Source organism: Trinickia sp., assembly GCF_051961175.1.
Classification (GTDB): domain Bacteria; phylum Pseudomonadota; class Gammaproteobacteria; order Burkholderiales; family Burkholderiaceae; genus Trinickia.
On sequence record NZ_JBQCDN010000228.1, the window covers coordinates 1 to 13,698 of the forward strand.

Consider the following 13,698-nt stretch of genomic DNA (forward strand, 5'->3'; position numbering starts at 1 on the left):
GCCTTGAGATCGATACGGTCGCGCCGGCCGTGAAACGCGAGTTCGACACCTTCATGCACGAGTCCTTCCGCATCCATGCGCGCGCCCACCCCGGCTTCGCGCATCAGATCGGCAGTACCCTGTTCGAGCACGCCGGCTCGGATTCGGCCTAGCACGTACTCGCCCGTTTGCCGTTCGAGTACGACGTTGTCGATCCCCGCTCGTTGCAGCAGTTGGCTGAGCAGTAGGCCGGACGGTCCGGCGCCGATGATCGCGACTCGGGTTTTCATGGCAGTGTCTCCTATGAGGATAGGTCATCGTTTGCTTGTATTTTTCGACGTTCAGACCGAGCAGGGAAGGCACATTTTTGCAATAGAATTGGACTTTTCAAAGATCGCCAGACTGGGCTGGATTGGGCCATTCGACACCGGTGCCAGGATCGAAGGGATAGCGAGGCCCGTCTATGGACCGAAGAGACCGCAGGAACCATATGGACTTGGACTATTCGCCGCTCAAGGACATCCCCGTCTTCAAGCTATATGGAGAGGGGCATGAGTGGCACACGCCCGATCTTCTGCACTGCGAATCGATTCCCGCGCGCAGCAGCTTGCACGACTGGGAGATCCGCGAGCATCGGCACGCGGATCTCGCTCAGATTCTGTACGTCCAAAAGGGATTGGCAATCATCAATATCGAAGGCGAGCACGCCGAGATTGCGAAGCCGTCGATTCAGGTGGTGCCGCCTCTATGCGTGCATGGCTTCCGGTTTAGCCATGACGTCGACGGTTTCGTGTTGACGCTCGCGGCGCCGCTCGTCGGATGGCTTCAGGAGCAGGTCGACGCGCAAAGGCCTGTCCTTCAATATCCGGCCTGTCATCCAGTAGGAAAAGACCGCGCTTATCTCGACACGCTATGTCGGACGCTCGATCGGGAATACGCCACCCCGGCGCCGTCGCGCGATCTGCTGCTGCGCTCGCTGGTCAGCGCGCTCGTCGTTTGGGTCGCAAGGCAGGAGGCGCGGCAGGCGAACGCAGGTGAACGGCGCGACCGCGGGCAGTCGCATCTGCAAGCTTTCTCCAAGCTCGTTGAGAAGTCCTATCGTGAGCATCTCGCCATTGCCGCCTATGCGTCGAAACTCGGTATCACGGCCGTGCATTTGAACGCGGTGTGCCAGCGGCTCGTCGGGCAAAATGCGCTGTCGATCGTGCATCAGCGCTTGCTGTTAGAGGCAAAGCGCAACCTCATCTATACGACGCTCAACGTCAGTCAAATTGCCGATCTGCTTGGTTTTTCGGAACCCGCTTACTTCACGCGCTTCTTCAAACGGCTGACCGGCGGCACGCCGAATGCCTTTCGCAAAAGGCGCTAAGCGGGGCGCCGCCGCCCAGCGCGGCGTCTCTCGTCGCCCCTCGTTGCTCCCTCGTTGCCCCTCGTTGTCGACCGCTGCCGCGCCACACCCGGCAGCCTGCGCGCGTCATCGCCCGGCGTGCTCTGTTGCCGTCCTCTCCCTGCCCATCTGTATTCCGCGTTTTCCCTAGGAAACACGGGCTTGCAATCGCCCGCGTAAACGTTATGCTTTATAACAAATATCGAAAATAACTATATCGGACGCGACAACAATCGGAGACATCGAACATGAATGACGCTTTGCAGCACGACACGGCCTACGAGCGTAAGACACTGATTTTGCTTGGGCTCGGCTTTGGCCTCGTGGGCCTCGATCGCTGGATCGTCGCGCCGCTTTTTCCTCACATGATGCGCGATCTCGGGCTCGATTTTCAGCAACTCGGCAGTCTCATAGGCATTCTGAGCGTGGCCTGGGGCATTTGGGCGATCGCGATGGGGCCGGTCTCGGATCGTATCGGCCGCAAGAAGATTCTCGTCGTCACGATGGTGGCTTTCTCGCTGCTTTCAAGCTTGTCCGGGCTCGCCGCCAGCTTCGGAGGCCTGATGTTGATCCGCGCCATCATGGGAGTGGCCGAAGGGGCGTTCACGCCGGCCAGTGTCGCGGCCACGGGCGAGGCTTCGCTGCCTTCGCGGCGTGGCTTCAATCAAGGGCTGCAGCTCAGCATGTTCTCGCTGCTGGGCCTCGGCTTCGCGCCGATCATCGCGACGCAACTGCTGCGCATCGTGCCGTCATGGCATTGGGTCTTCATGATTTCCGCGGTGCCGGGCCTGATCGTCGCGGCATTGATCGCGACCCTGCTGCGCGAACATCCGAAAAACGCGCTGCCGCATCCCGATTTCGCACACGCGAAGGCGAAGTGGACGAAGTTGTTCCGTAGCCGCAACGTCCTGCTCGCCACGCTTGCGATCCTTTGCGCGATGGCAGGCATCTTCGTCGTCAGCGCCATGGTCCCGACGTATCTCGTCGAAGTGCTGCATCTGGATACGCAAAGCATGGGCTTCGTCGTTTCGGCGATCGGTTTCGGCGGCTTTGTCGGCTCGTTCGGCGTGGCAGGCGTGTCCGATTTCATCGGGCGACGCCCGGCGGCGGTCATCGCCTTCGTCTGTGCGGCCATCCTGCTCTATGTGTTTTCCCGCACGGGCGCCAATCCGCAGAGGCTGTTCGCGCTGTTGTTCGGCATCTCCGTGTTCGCCTTGGGCTTGCTCGGCCTCCTGGCCGGGCCGATCGCCACGGAAGCGGCGCCGCTCGGACTGATCGCGTCGTCGGTCGGATTCGTGTCCGGCACCGGAGAGATCTTCGGCGGCGGGCTCGCGCCTGTCATCGCCGGCTACATCGCGCAGCACTTCGGCTTACCGGCCACGCTCGACTTCGCGCTGGCCGGGTTGGCGGGCGGTGCCGTCGTGGCGCTGTTCCTCGTCGAGACGGCGCCGCGCAAGCGTGCGGCCGCCGCCGGTGAAGCGTTCGCCACTTCGCGCGACATCGCTTGAGCGAAAGCGATTCATTGATTCATGAAAAGCCGCGGCGACGATCGCGGGAGACATCCAGATCAGGCAAGGAGAAAATTTCGATGAAGCGCAAAGCAGTGTTCGCGGCGGCCGGCATGGCGTTCGCCTCTCATGCGTTCGCCCAGAGCAACGTGACCCTGAGCGGGTTGATCGATGGCGGCGTGTCCTATATCAGCAATCAAGGCGGCAAAAGCGTTGTGAAGTTCGATGATGGCATCGAGGTGCCGAATCTGCTCAAGATCGACGGCAGGGAGGATCTGGGCGGCGGGCTCACGGCGGTGTTCGATTTGACGAACCAATTCCAACTCGGTTCGGGTTCGTTCATGCCGGGACAGAGTTTGTTCGGGCGCAATGCCTATGTCGGGCTCGACGATAAGCATTGGGGCCGCCTGACGCTCGGCAATCAATACGACTTCATGATCGACTCGTTGTTCTTCGGCTTCGACGATGCCGCGTTCTATGCCCAGGGTGTCTATGATTTTCGCAATGGGCCGTTCGCCGGTCTGGCGTTGCCGAACAATCCGACCGGCTCGTTCGACTGGGATCGGATGGCCGGTGAGCGCGTGCAAAACTCCGTCAAGTATTTGAGCCCGACGTTCGGCGGCTTTTCCGCCGGGGTGATGTACGGCTTCGGCAATGTGGCCGGTTCGATCGGCGCGGGCAACGCTCAAAGCTTCGGGCTCAACTACGTCAACGGGCCGTTCGGCGCCAATGCGGCTTATACGTTGGTCAAGACCAATGTTGCCGGCGTGCAGGACAGCGTGCGCAATTGGGGTGTCGGCGCGCATTACCACATCGGCCGAGTCGTCACGACGGCATTGTTCACGACCGTGCGCAATGAACTCAATGGCGCAGGGGTTTGGCAAGCCGAATTCGGCGCCGCCTACTCGTTCGACAGCCCGTGGCTCGTGAGCGGCGTCTATTCGTATATGAAAGGCAACCAGGTTGTGAACAACAACCATGCGCATCAACTGACAGCGGAAGTGCAATACAACTTCTCGAAGCGCACGAACGTCTATGTCGCGGCTGTCTATCAGCGGGCCAATGCGGGCGCCAATGCGCAGATCAACGATGTCATGGTCGCGTCCAGCAGCCCTTCGCAGTTCATCGGGCGTATCGGCTTGCAGACGCGGTTCTGATCTTCGAGCTTCTGATCCGGGCGTTGACGCTCATTGCGCTCATTCGCTTCCGACGGCGCGGCGCCCTATTCGCCGCGCTGTGTGGTTCACTCCACAAAAATCTTGCGCAGCAGCGCCTTCAGTTGTTCTCGCTCGGCGTCGCTCAGATGCGCGAGGGCCCCTGCATCGGCGGTGGCCGCAGCCTTCAGCGCGCGGCCATAGAGCCGCACACCCTGCGTGGTCAGCTCGACATGCTGCACGCGCTTATCCTCGGTGCTGCGCTGGCGCGCCAACAAGCCGCGGGTTTCCAGACGGTCGAGCAAGGTCGCGAGATTCGGCGGCGCCACGGCGAGCGCTTCCGCCAGCGCGCGCTGATTGATGCCGGGGTTCTCCCTGACGACCGACAACACCGAAAACTCGGCTTGCCGCAAGTCGTGCTTTTCCATCTCCTGGTCGAACAACGCCTGGATGACGAGATAGGCGCGCCGGATGTTGTAGCCCACGAGATCGAGCAACGCGGATTGGTCCGCCTGCTCGCTCGCATCGTCGCCGGAAGAGGGCAGCATCAAAGACATAAGCGTGGGGGGAAAGGTGATCGGAGAATGAATGAAGCGTGCGTGAAAAAGCGTGTCGATCATAACATGCATGTCGCATGCGAATTGCGTCCCAGCGACGCTCAAACAGTGTTCAAAACTCCCATCCCAGATCGTTTGCTTCGGCATCTAGTTATGTGATATAACTATTTCCGTCGCTAACGAACAACTGCTGGGTGGTAGATATGACGCAACCCTCGTACGAATTCCTGAAAGTCGAGCATACCGGCTCTCTGGCCTTCGTTTGCTTGAACCGGCCCTCGAAACGCAATGCGATCAGCGATCCGCTCGTCGCGGAACTGCGCCGGGCCTTCGAAACGATGCCGGACACCGTTCGCGCCATCGTACTGCATGCCGAAGGCGAACACTTTTGCGCGGGGCTCGATCTGTCGGAAATGCGCGAGCGCGGCACCGTCGAAGCGATGCATCATTCGCGCATGTGGCATGCGGCATTCGAGCAGATCCAGTTCGGCCGCGCGCCCGTCGTGGCCGTACTGAAGGGGGCGACGATCGGCGGCGGCCTCGAGCTTGCCTCGGCGTGCCATGTGCGCGTGGCCGAAACGTCCGCATTCTTCGCGCTGCCCGAAGGCAGCCGCGGCCTCTTCGTCGGTGGCGGGGCATCCGTGCGCGTGCCGCGCCTCATCGGCGTCGCCCGCATGACCGACATGATGTTGACCGGGCGCGTCTACGACGCGCGCGAGGGCTACGACGCCGGCATTGCTCAATACCTTGTAGGCGACGGCGAAGGGCTCGCCAAGGCGCGCGAGTTGGCCGAGCGTATTGCACAGAATTCGCCGACGACGAACTACGCGGTCACGCAGGTGCTGCCGCGCATTGCCGATCAATCGATCCAGGATGGTTTGCTGACCGAATCGCTGATGGCATCGGTTGCGCTGAGCGATCCGCAAACTCAGGATCGTCTGGCCGCCTTTCTGGAGCACCGGGCGGCCAAGGTGTGGCCAAAGTAGGTTCATCCTTGCGCGTGCGCGTGTGAATGGCATGATGCACCGCGGCGTTGCTGATCAGAGACGTGCTCGACAAGACGGTCATCAAGAATCGCAGTCAAGAGCAGGACGGAAGGAGACAATCGATGGCAACTCACCCCTATCGGCGCGTGCAGTTCGGCGTCGGCCCACTCGAAGTGACGGAAAGTCGCGAAGGCACCTTGCGCGTGCGGTCGGCGACGGCGCTTGGTTCGTATCCCGAGCGCGTCATCGATCGGCTGTTCGAGCATGCGGCCGTGGCGCCCGAGCGCACTTTCATTGCGCGCCGCGGCGCCGATGGACAATGGCGGCACTTGACTTACGGTCAGGCCGCCGCCGCCGCGCGCAGTATCGGCGAGGCGTTGCTCGCGCGCGGGCTCGATGCCGAGCGTCCGGTGGCGATCCTGTCGGGCAACTCGATCGAGCATGCGCTCGTCGCACTCGGATGCCTGTGCGCCGGCGTGCCCTATGCGCCGATTTCACCGGCCTATTCGTTGCTCGACAAGCGTTTTGGCAAGCTGCGCCATATCGTTTCGCTGATCACCCCCGGGCTTGTTTTCGCCGATGACGGCGCGCGCTTCAGCGCCGCGATAGCCGAGGCGGTGCCCGCTGACGTCGAGGTCATGGTGGCGGAAGCGGCGCCCACCGGGCGTCCATGCACGACGCTCGCCGCCCTGTTGGAGACGCGTCCCACGGACGCGATCGATCGCGCGCGAGCGGCCACGAACGGCGACACGATCGTCAAGTTCCTCTTCACGTCCGGCTCGACGAAGATGCCGAAGGGCGTCGTCAATACAAACCGGATGTGGTCGAGCAACCTCGTCATGGAGACGGCGGTGTGGCCGTTCCTCGCCGAAGCGCCGCCTGTTTTTCTCGATTGGCTGCCCTGGCACCATACGTTCGGCGGGAATCAGAACTTCGGGCTTACGCTGTTTCATGGCGGCACGCTTTACATCGACGACGGCAAGCCCACGGCCGACGGTATGGCGACGACGCTCGCCAACTTGCGCGAGATCTCGCCGACGGTCTATTTCAACGTGCCGAAGGGGTGGGAGGAAATCGCGCGCGCGCTCGAAGCCGACGCGGCATTGCGGGAGCGCTTCTACGCGAGGCTGCGCATGCAGTTCTACGCGGGGGCGGCGTTGGAGCAGCCCGTGTGGGACCGGCTGCATGCGAGTGCCGTCGCGCACTGCGGCGAGCGGATCGTGATGAACACGGGGCTCGGCATGACGGAGACGGCGCCCTCCGCGCTGATGATCGCCGAGACCGAGGTCAGCGCCGGCCAGATCGGCGTTCCGCTGCCCGGCATCGAACTGAAGCTCGTCCCGATCGGCGAAGGTGCGAGCCGCAAGCTCGAGGTGCGGTATCGCGGGCCAAACGTCACGCCGGGATACTGGCGCGCGCCCGAGCAGACGCGGGATGCATTCGACGACGAAGGATTTTTTTGCTCGGGCGATGCGGTGCGCTGGCTCGATCCGTCGAACCTCGACCGCGGCTTCGTCTTCGACGGCCGCGTAGCCGAGGACTTCAAGCTCAACACCGGCACGTGGGTCAGCGTGGGCCCGTTGCGGCAACGCGTGATCGAAGCCGGAAGCCCGTATGTTGCCGATGTCGTCGTCACCGGGCATGATCGCGAGGAGGTAGGCGTATTAATCGTCCCGAGCTTGCAGGCTTGTCGTGCGCTTGCGCAAGCACCGCATGCGGAAGCGGCGCAGGTGCTTGCCGATGCGCGTGTCGTCGAGGCATTTCAGCAGATGCTCGACACGCTCTATGCCGCGGGCACGGGCAGTGCGAACCGTGTGGCCCGCGCGGCATTGCTCGATCCGCCGCCGTCGCTTGCCACGGGCGAGGTGACCGATAAAGGCTCGATCAATCAGCGCGCGGTCCTGACGCAGCGTGCGGCTGTCGTCGACGCGCTCCATCGGGGCGACGAAGCGATGCGCATCTGGGTGCCGCGCAGATAGGGATGCGTGAATAAGGGTGATCCATCCAATCGTTATTCTATTTAGGATAGCTAATCATTAAGGAAAGCAGCGTATGGACATCGACAATTTGATCGCGATCGATACGCACGTGCATGCGGAAGTGTCGTGCTGTCAACCGCCTGACTTATTCGGCAAGGAATTCGACGACGCCGCCGACAAGTATTTCGGCACCGTCCTGCGTCAAGGGCGGCGCCCGACGATTCCCGAGACGATCGAGTATTACCGTGAGCGCAAGATCGGCTTCGTCATGTTCACCGTGGATGCGGAAAGCCAGATGGGGCGGCGCCGGATCCCAAACGAGGAGATCGCCGAGTTCGCCGCGAACAACCGCGACATCATGATCGCGTTCGCAAGCATCGATCATCATAAAGGAAAGATGGGGGTGCGCGAAGCGAGGCGTCTGATTGAAGAGTGTGGCGTGCGCGGCTTCAAGTTTCATCCGACCGTGCAGGGTTTCTACGCCAACGATCGCATGGCTTATCCCCTGTACGAGGTGATCGCGGAGTACGGGCTACCCGCTGTGTTTCATAGCGGACATTCGGGCATCGGTAGCGGGATGCCGGGCGGTGGCGGGTTGCGTTTGAAGTATTCGGAGCCGATTTATGTCGACGATGTGGCGGCCGATTTTCCCGATATGAAGGTCGTGATCGCGCATCCGTCGTGGCCGTGGCAGGACGAGGCGCTGTCCATCTGCCTGCACAAGCCGAACGTCTATATCGACTTGTCGGGGTGGTCGCCGAAGTATTTTCCGCCGCAGCTCGTCCAGTATGCCAACTCGTTATTGAAGGAGCGCATGCTGTTCGCGTCGGATTTTCCGCTGATTCGCCCCGACCGCTGGTTGGAGGATTTTCAAAAGGCGGGATTCAAGCCTGAGGTGCATTCGCTGCTGCTCAAGGAAAACGCCGTGCGGCTGCTTGGGCTCGGCGACGCATCGTCCGCGCCGGCGGCCTGATATGCCTGCTGAGAACAGCCGGGCCTGAAACAGGAAGGGAGACATCGATGAAAGCAAAAGATCAAGCGGCGCTCGTGACGGGCGCGGCGTCGGGGCTCGGTGCGCAAACAGCGCGCGCGCTCGTAGCGGCGGGCGCGCGTGTCACGCTGCTCGATATCAACGAATCCGCGCTTCATGCGTTGGCGGAAGAGTTGGGACACCAGGTAGCGCAGGTCGCGCGCTGCGATATCACGGACGCCGAGTCCGTCGCGTCGGCCATCGCGGCCGGCGAGCGCGCGCATGGCGTCGCGCGTATTCTCGTCAACTGTGCCGGTATCGGCGGTGCGAAACGCCTTGTCGGCCGCGACGGCAGTGCGATGCCGCAGGAAGAGTTCGCGCGCATCATCAACGTGAATCTGTTGGGAACGTTTAACGTCGTCCGGCTTGCGGCGGCAAGCATGACACGCGCCGAGCCGATGGAAGATGGCGAGCGTGGGGTTATCGTCTGCACGGCGTCGGTGGCAGCCTATGATGGGCAAATCGGGCAAGCGGCCTACGCGGCGTCGAAGGGCGGGCTGGTCTCGTTGACCTTGCCGCTGGCGCGGGATCTGGCGCAGTTCGGCGTGCGGGTGGTGACCATCGCGCCGGGGCTGTTTCTGACGCCTTTGCTCTATGCGTTGCCGGAAGAAACCCAGCAGTCGCTCGCGCAATCGATTCCGTTTCCGAAGCGGCTCGGCAAGCCCGAGGAGTTTGCCGAGCTTGCGCTGCATATTGTGGGTAATGTCGCACTCAATGGCGAAGTCATTCGTCTCGACGGCGCGTTGAGGATGGCGCCGCGTTAAAGCCGAGTTGAATTCGAGTTGAATCCGAGTTGAAGCGGAGTTAAATCGGCCGGCGGTGTCCGGCCGCCCTCCATCGTGACCGTCCAAGCCCGCCGCACGGATTGTGCATCGTTCGACGGTTTTTTTGCGGCTCAGCTCATCGTCACGATTGGCTTGATTGTCTTCCCTTCGAGCGAATCGGCGATCGCCTCGTTGATTTGATCGAAGGGGTAGAACTTCACCATGCGATCGAACGGGAACATCCCCTGTCGATGCAGGCGGATCAGTGTCGGAATGAACGTATCGGGCGTCGATTCGCCTTCGACGATCCCCATCACGCGCCGGCCGCCGCTCATGAAGTGCACCGCATCGAGGGCGATTTCCGTACCGGACGCGGATGCACCCAGCACGCCGCAGGTCCCGCGTGGGGCAAGGCTGTCGGCGGCTTGGCGTATCACCTTCGGGTTGCCGGTCGTGTCGAGCGTGTAGTCGATGCCGTAGCCCGTCAAGGCCGTCAGCGCCGCGACGATGTCGTCGCGAGCGGGGTTCAGTGTATGCGTCGCACCGACGCTGCGCGCGAAATCGAGCCGCGCGTCGTGGAGATCGATCGCGACGATCGTCGTCGCACCGGCCACGCGTGCCGCCATGACCGCCGACAACCCGACGGAACCGCTGCCGAATACGGCAAACGAAGCCCCCGCTGGCACGCGCAGCGCGTTCATAACGGCGCCGGCGCCCGTCTGCACACCGCAGGCGAGCGGGCCGAGTAATTCGAGCGGAGCGTCGGCGGGTACCTTGACGAGGTTTCGCTCATGGCACACCGCATGGGTCGCGAACGACGACTGGCCGAAGAAATGACTGTGAATGCGCTCGCCGTCTTTCGAGAGGGCGGTCGTGCTGTCGTGGCGGGTACCGAAGAAATTACGCGGGAAGAATGCGTGGCAATAGCTTTGCGCGTGCGCGGCGCAGGCAGGACAACTGCCGCACGAATCGTAGGTCATGACGACGGGGTCGCCGGGGGCGACTTTGGTCACGTTGCGTCCGACGCGTTCCACGATGCCGGCCCCCTCGTGGCCGAGCACGACGGGGTGCGGCGTAGGCAACAATCCGTCGCGTACGACGACGTCGGTGTGGCAGACGCCCGTTGCCACGACGCGCACGAGGATCTCGTCGTCGCGCGGCCCTTCGAGTTCGAGCGTTTCTATCGAAAGCGGGCCGCCTTTTTCGCGGACCACCGCTGCTTTGATTTTCATTGTTTCGTCTCCGTTCTCATATCAGGCCCTGCTTTGAAGGCGATTCGTCATGAAGTCATTCGTGCTTGCGACGGCCACTGGCGCCACATCACGTCATGGCTTGGCTGCCGGCGACCCTGAATCGCAGGGCCGCCGCTGTGCCGGTCCCAAGCCACTTTCAATCGCCTTAGAACGGCGTGCGCTCCGCCGCGCCTTTCACCGTGACCCATTGCCATTGCGTGTATTCCTCGGCGTCGGCCGGCCCACCCATGCTGCCGCCGTTGCCGGAATCGCCGCGTCCGCCGAACGGGTTCACGCACTCGTCGGCGACTGTCTGGCCGTTGATATGCAGCAGGCCGCATTTGAGGCGATCGCCGATTGCCGTGGCGCGGGACAGGGAGCTGCCGATCACGCCGCAAGACAAGCCGTACTCCGTGCGGTTCGCCAGCTCCACGGCTTCGTCGTCGCTATCGAACGGCGTGATCACCGCCACAGGGCCGAAAATCTCCTCGTCGAATGCACGCATGCCGGGCTGCACGTTCGACAGCACGGTCGGTCGATAGAACAGGCGTTCGTAGGTGCCACCGGCTTCGAGCACGGCCCCGGCTTCAACCGATGCGCGCACGATCGAATCGACGTTCTGCAGCTGCCGCGCGTTGATGAGCGGCCCGATGGCCACCCTGCCACTGGCCGGATCGCCGACCGGCAACGTCGTGGCTTTTTCGACGAGACGCCGTGTCAGTTCCGCGGCGATCTTGCGATGCGCGACGATACGGCCCGTCGCCATGCAGATCTGCCCTTGATGAAAGAATGCGCCGAAAGCGGCATTGCTGGCTGCGAGGTCGAGGTCGGCGTCGTCGAGCACGATCAGCGTGTTCTTGCCGCCGAGTTCGAGCGATACCTTCTTGAGCAGCCTTCCAGCGAGTTCGCCTACCTTGCGGCCGGCGGCGGTCGAGCCGGTGAAGGCGATCATTCGGACTTCCGGCGCTTCGACGACCGCCGCGCCGGCATCGGCATCGCCCGGTACGACTTGCAGCACGCCCGGCGGCAACCCGGCTTCCTCGAACGCGCGGGCAATCAGGAAACCGCCGCTGACAGGCGTTTGCGGATCGGGTTTGAGCACCACGGTATTACCCAGTGCGAGCGCCGGTGCGACGGAGCGCATCGAAAGGATCAGCGGGAAGTTGAACGGCGATATCACGCCGACGACACCATGCGGCACGCGCCGCGCGTAGCTCGTGCGCCCCGCGGTTGACGGCAGTACAAGGCCTTGCGGTTGCAGCGGCAGCCCAGCCGCGATATGCAGCTGCGTGGCGGCTTCGGCGACTTCGAGTTGCGCCTTCGCCGGGATGCCGCCTGTTTCCCGGGCGATGTAGCGCGCTGCATGTTCGAGATTGCGTTCGAACGCGGCGGCCGCACGCCGCATGATCGCGGCCCGGTCGCGCGGCGCGAGGGCGGCCCAGGCAGGTTGCGCAGCGGCCGCGGCTTTCGCTGCGCGCGCCACGTCGGCCGCGCGGGCAAGCCCGACGTTCGTCAGTCGTTCGCCCGTGGCCGGTTCCATGACGTCTCGCGTCTCGCCGGCTGTATACCAGCTGCCATCCGCGCCGCCGAACAATCGGCCGGTCCAGACGTCTTGATCGATGAGCGGATGGTGTGGGCTGTCTGTCATGTCCGATGTCTCCATGTTTGAAATCGTTCTTTTCCGTGCCGCGCATGCGGCCGATGCACGGCTTCCGACGCTTTCAGATGCATGCATGTACCGCTATTGCAGCGAGGGGCCGCTTGTTGTAGAAAGTTATATCACATAACAAATAAGTCAACCATCGATTTTATGGTGAGTCGGTTCAAGCCTTCGATGCCTAGTCGTTTACCCCGATGTGCTGCCTCGGGTGCTGGCAATCTCAGCTCGGTTGTATACAATCAAGCGCGTTTGCTGCGAGATCTCGAATCCGTTTGTCGGTTCGTAAAGCGGTGAAATCGGCTATATATGTGGGGGATGCGCGTGACGAGCGGTTCTTGTGGCGTGATCTGGCGTCCACATGCACGCGCTTTCCAGTTAAAAAATGTATACAAAGAAGGAGGCGGCGGATGTTCCTGAAGAACGCTTGGTATGTGGCTTGTACGCCGGACGAATGTGCTGACAAACCGCTCGGCCGACGCATTTGCAACGAACGCATGGTCTTCTTTCGCGGGCCGGACGGCGTCGTCACGGCACTCGAGGATTTCTGCCCCCATCGCGGTGCGCCGCTCTCGCTGGGATTCGTGCGCGACGGGCAGTTGGTGTGCGGCTATCACGGCCTTACGGTCGCCGCCGACGGCAAGTGCGCGTCGATGCCCTGCCAGCGCGTGGGCGGGTTCCCGCAAACGCGCCGGTATCCCGCCGTCGAGCGTGACGGTTTCATCTGGGTCTGGCCCGGCGATGCGGCGCTGGCCGATCCGGACAAGATTCACCCGCTCGAGTGGGCCGACCATCCCGAGTGGGCCTATGGCGGTGGCCTTTATCACATCGCATGCGACTATCGGCTCATGATCGACAACCTGATGGATCTCACGCACGAGACCTACGTCCACGCGTCGAGCATCGGCCAGGCGGAGATCGAAGCGTCCGCCCCGCAGACGAAACTCGAAGGCGACACCGTGGTGACGAGCCGCTTCATGGAGAACATCATGCCGCCGCCGTTTTGGGCCGCGGCGCTGCGCGGCAACGGGCTGGCGGATAACGTTCCATGCGATCGCTGGCAGATCTGCCGGTTCACGCCACCGAGCCACGTGATGATCGAGGTGGGCGTCGCCCATGCGGGTCACGGGGGATATCATGCCGATGCGCGGCACAAGGCGTCGAGCATCGTCGTCGATTTCATCACCCCGGAGACGGAGACATCGATCTGGTATTTCTGGGGCATGGCGCGCAACTTCCGCCCCGACGATGCCGAACTCACCGGGAAGATCCGCGAGGGACAAGGCAAAATTTTTGCGGAAGATCTCGCGATGCTCGAAGCGCAGCAGCGCAATCTGCTCGACTATCCGGAGCGCAATCTCCTGAAACTGAACATCGATGCCGGTGGCGTGCAGTCGCGCCGCGTGCTCGACCGGTTGATGGCGCAGGATCAGGCAGCCGCTGCTGTCGGCGCCGCTTCGTGAGA

At 62.7% G+C, this 13,698-nt stretch carries 12 protein-coding genes; 8 read left to right on the plus strand and 4 right to left on the minus strand.

Annotation, left to right across the window (positions count from 1 at the left end; genetic code table 11):
• Positions 1-269 (minus strand): FAD-dependent monooxygenase (locus tag ACTHL0_RS13855; protein WP_440567320.1); only part of this gene is annotated, 269 nt, incomplete at its 3' end.
• A gap of 200 nt (positions 270-469) precedes the next feature.
• Between ACTHL0_RS13855 and ACTHL0_RS13860 the strand changes: the two genes are divergently transcribed.
• The 3 genes from ACTHL0_RS13860 to ACTHL0_RS13870 all read left to right on the plus strand — a co-directional run bounded on the left by ACTHL0_RS13860 (position 470) and on the right by ACTHL0_RS13870 (position 4,031).
• Entirely contained in the window at positions 470-1,348 is an 879-nt protein-coding gene (locus ACTHL0_RS13860) for a helix-turn-helix domain-containing protein (RefSeq protein WP_440567321.1), read from the plus strand.
• Positions 1,349-1,614: 266 nt separating this feature from the next.
• Positions 1,615-2,874 (plus strand): MFS transporter, encoded by a 1,260-nt coding sequence (locus tag ACTHL0_RS13865; RefSeq protein ID WP_440567322.1) that lies wholly within the window; start codon positions 1,615-1,617, stop codon positions 2,872-2,874.
• A gap of 80 nt (positions 2,875-2,954) precedes the next feature.
• Complete coding sequence (locus tag ACTHL0_RS13870) at positions 2,955-4,031, plus strand: porin (RefSeq protein WP_440567323.1); 1,077 nt, start codon at positions 2,955-2,957, stop codon at positions 4,029-4,031.
• Between the two features lie 86 nt (positions 4,032-4,117).
• Here ACTHL0_RS13870 and ACTHL0_RS13875 read toward each other — a convergent pair whose 3' ends face one another.
• Positions 4,118-4,576, minus strand: a complete 459-nt coding sequence (locus tag ACTHL0_RS13875) for a MarR family winged helix-turn-helix transcriptional regulator (RefSeq protein ID WP_440567324.1) — start codon at positions 4,574-4,576, stop codon at positions 4,118-4,120.
• A 212-nt stretch (positions 4,577-4,788) separates the two neighbouring features.
• On the opposite strand from ACTHL0_RS13875, the gene ACTHL0_RS13880 reads away from it, so the two are divergent.
• The 4 genes from ACTHL0_RS13880 to ACTHL0_RS13895 all read left to right on the plus strand — a co-directional run bounded on the left by ACTHL0_RS13880 (position 4,789) and on the right by ACTHL0_RS13895 (position 9,344).
• Positions 4,789-5,571, plus strand: coding sequence for a crotonase/enoyl-CoA hydratase family protein (locus ACTHL0_RS13880; protein ID WP_440567325.1), 783 nt, complete (start codon positions 4,789-4,791; stop codon positions 5,569-5,571).
• Between the two features lie 122 nt (positions 5,572-5,693).
• Positions 5,694-7,550 (plus strand): feruloyl-CoA synthase, encoded by a 1,857-nt coding sequence (locus ACTHL0_RS13885; protein ID WP_440567326.1) that lies wholly within the window; start codon positions 5,694-5,696, stop codon positions 7,548-7,550.
• 73 nt (positions 7,551-7,623) lie between these two features.
• Complete coding sequence (locus ACTHL0_RS13890; protein ID WP_440567327.1) at positions 7,624-8,523, plus strand: amidohydrolase family protein; 900 nt, start codon at positions 7,624-7,626, stop codon at positions 8,521-8,523.
• A gap of 47 nt (positions 8,524-8,570) precedes the next feature.
• Complete coding sequence (locus tag ACTHL0_RS13895) at positions 8,571-9,344, plus strand: SDR family NAD(P)-dependent oxidoreductase (protein WP_440567328.1); 774 nt, start codon at positions 8,571-8,573, stop codon at positions 9,342-9,344.
• A gap of 131 nt (positions 9,345-9,475) precedes the next feature.
• Here ACTHL0_RS13895 and ACTHL0_RS13900 read toward each other — a convergent pair whose 3' ends face one another.
• Positions 9,476-10,576 carry an NAD(P)-dependent alcohol dehydrogenase gene (locus ACTHL0_RS13900; protein ID WP_440567329.1) on the minus strand — a complete coding sequence of 367 codons (1,101 nt, stop codon included), beginning with the start codon at positions 10,574-10,576 and terminating at the stop codon, positions 9,476-9,478.
• 166 nt (positions 10,577-10,742) lie between these two features.
• Positions 10,743-12,224 carry a benzaldehyde dehydrogenase gene (locus ACTHL0_RS13905; RefSeq protein WP_440567330.1) on the minus strand — a complete coding sequence of 494 codons (1,482 nt, stop codon included), beginning with the start codon at positions 12,222-12,224 and terminating at the stop codon, positions 10,743-10,745.
• Positions 12,225-12,643: 419 nt separating this feature from the next.
• On the opposite strand from ACTHL0_RS13905, the gene ACTHL0_RS13910 reads away from it, so the two are divergent.
• Entirely contained in the window at positions 12,644-13,696 is a 1,053-nt protein-coding gene (locus ACTHL0_RS13910) for a Rieske 2Fe-2S domain-containing protein (protein WP_440567331.1), read from the plus strand.
• The last annotated feature ends 2 nt before the right edge of the window (positions 13,697-13,698 follow it).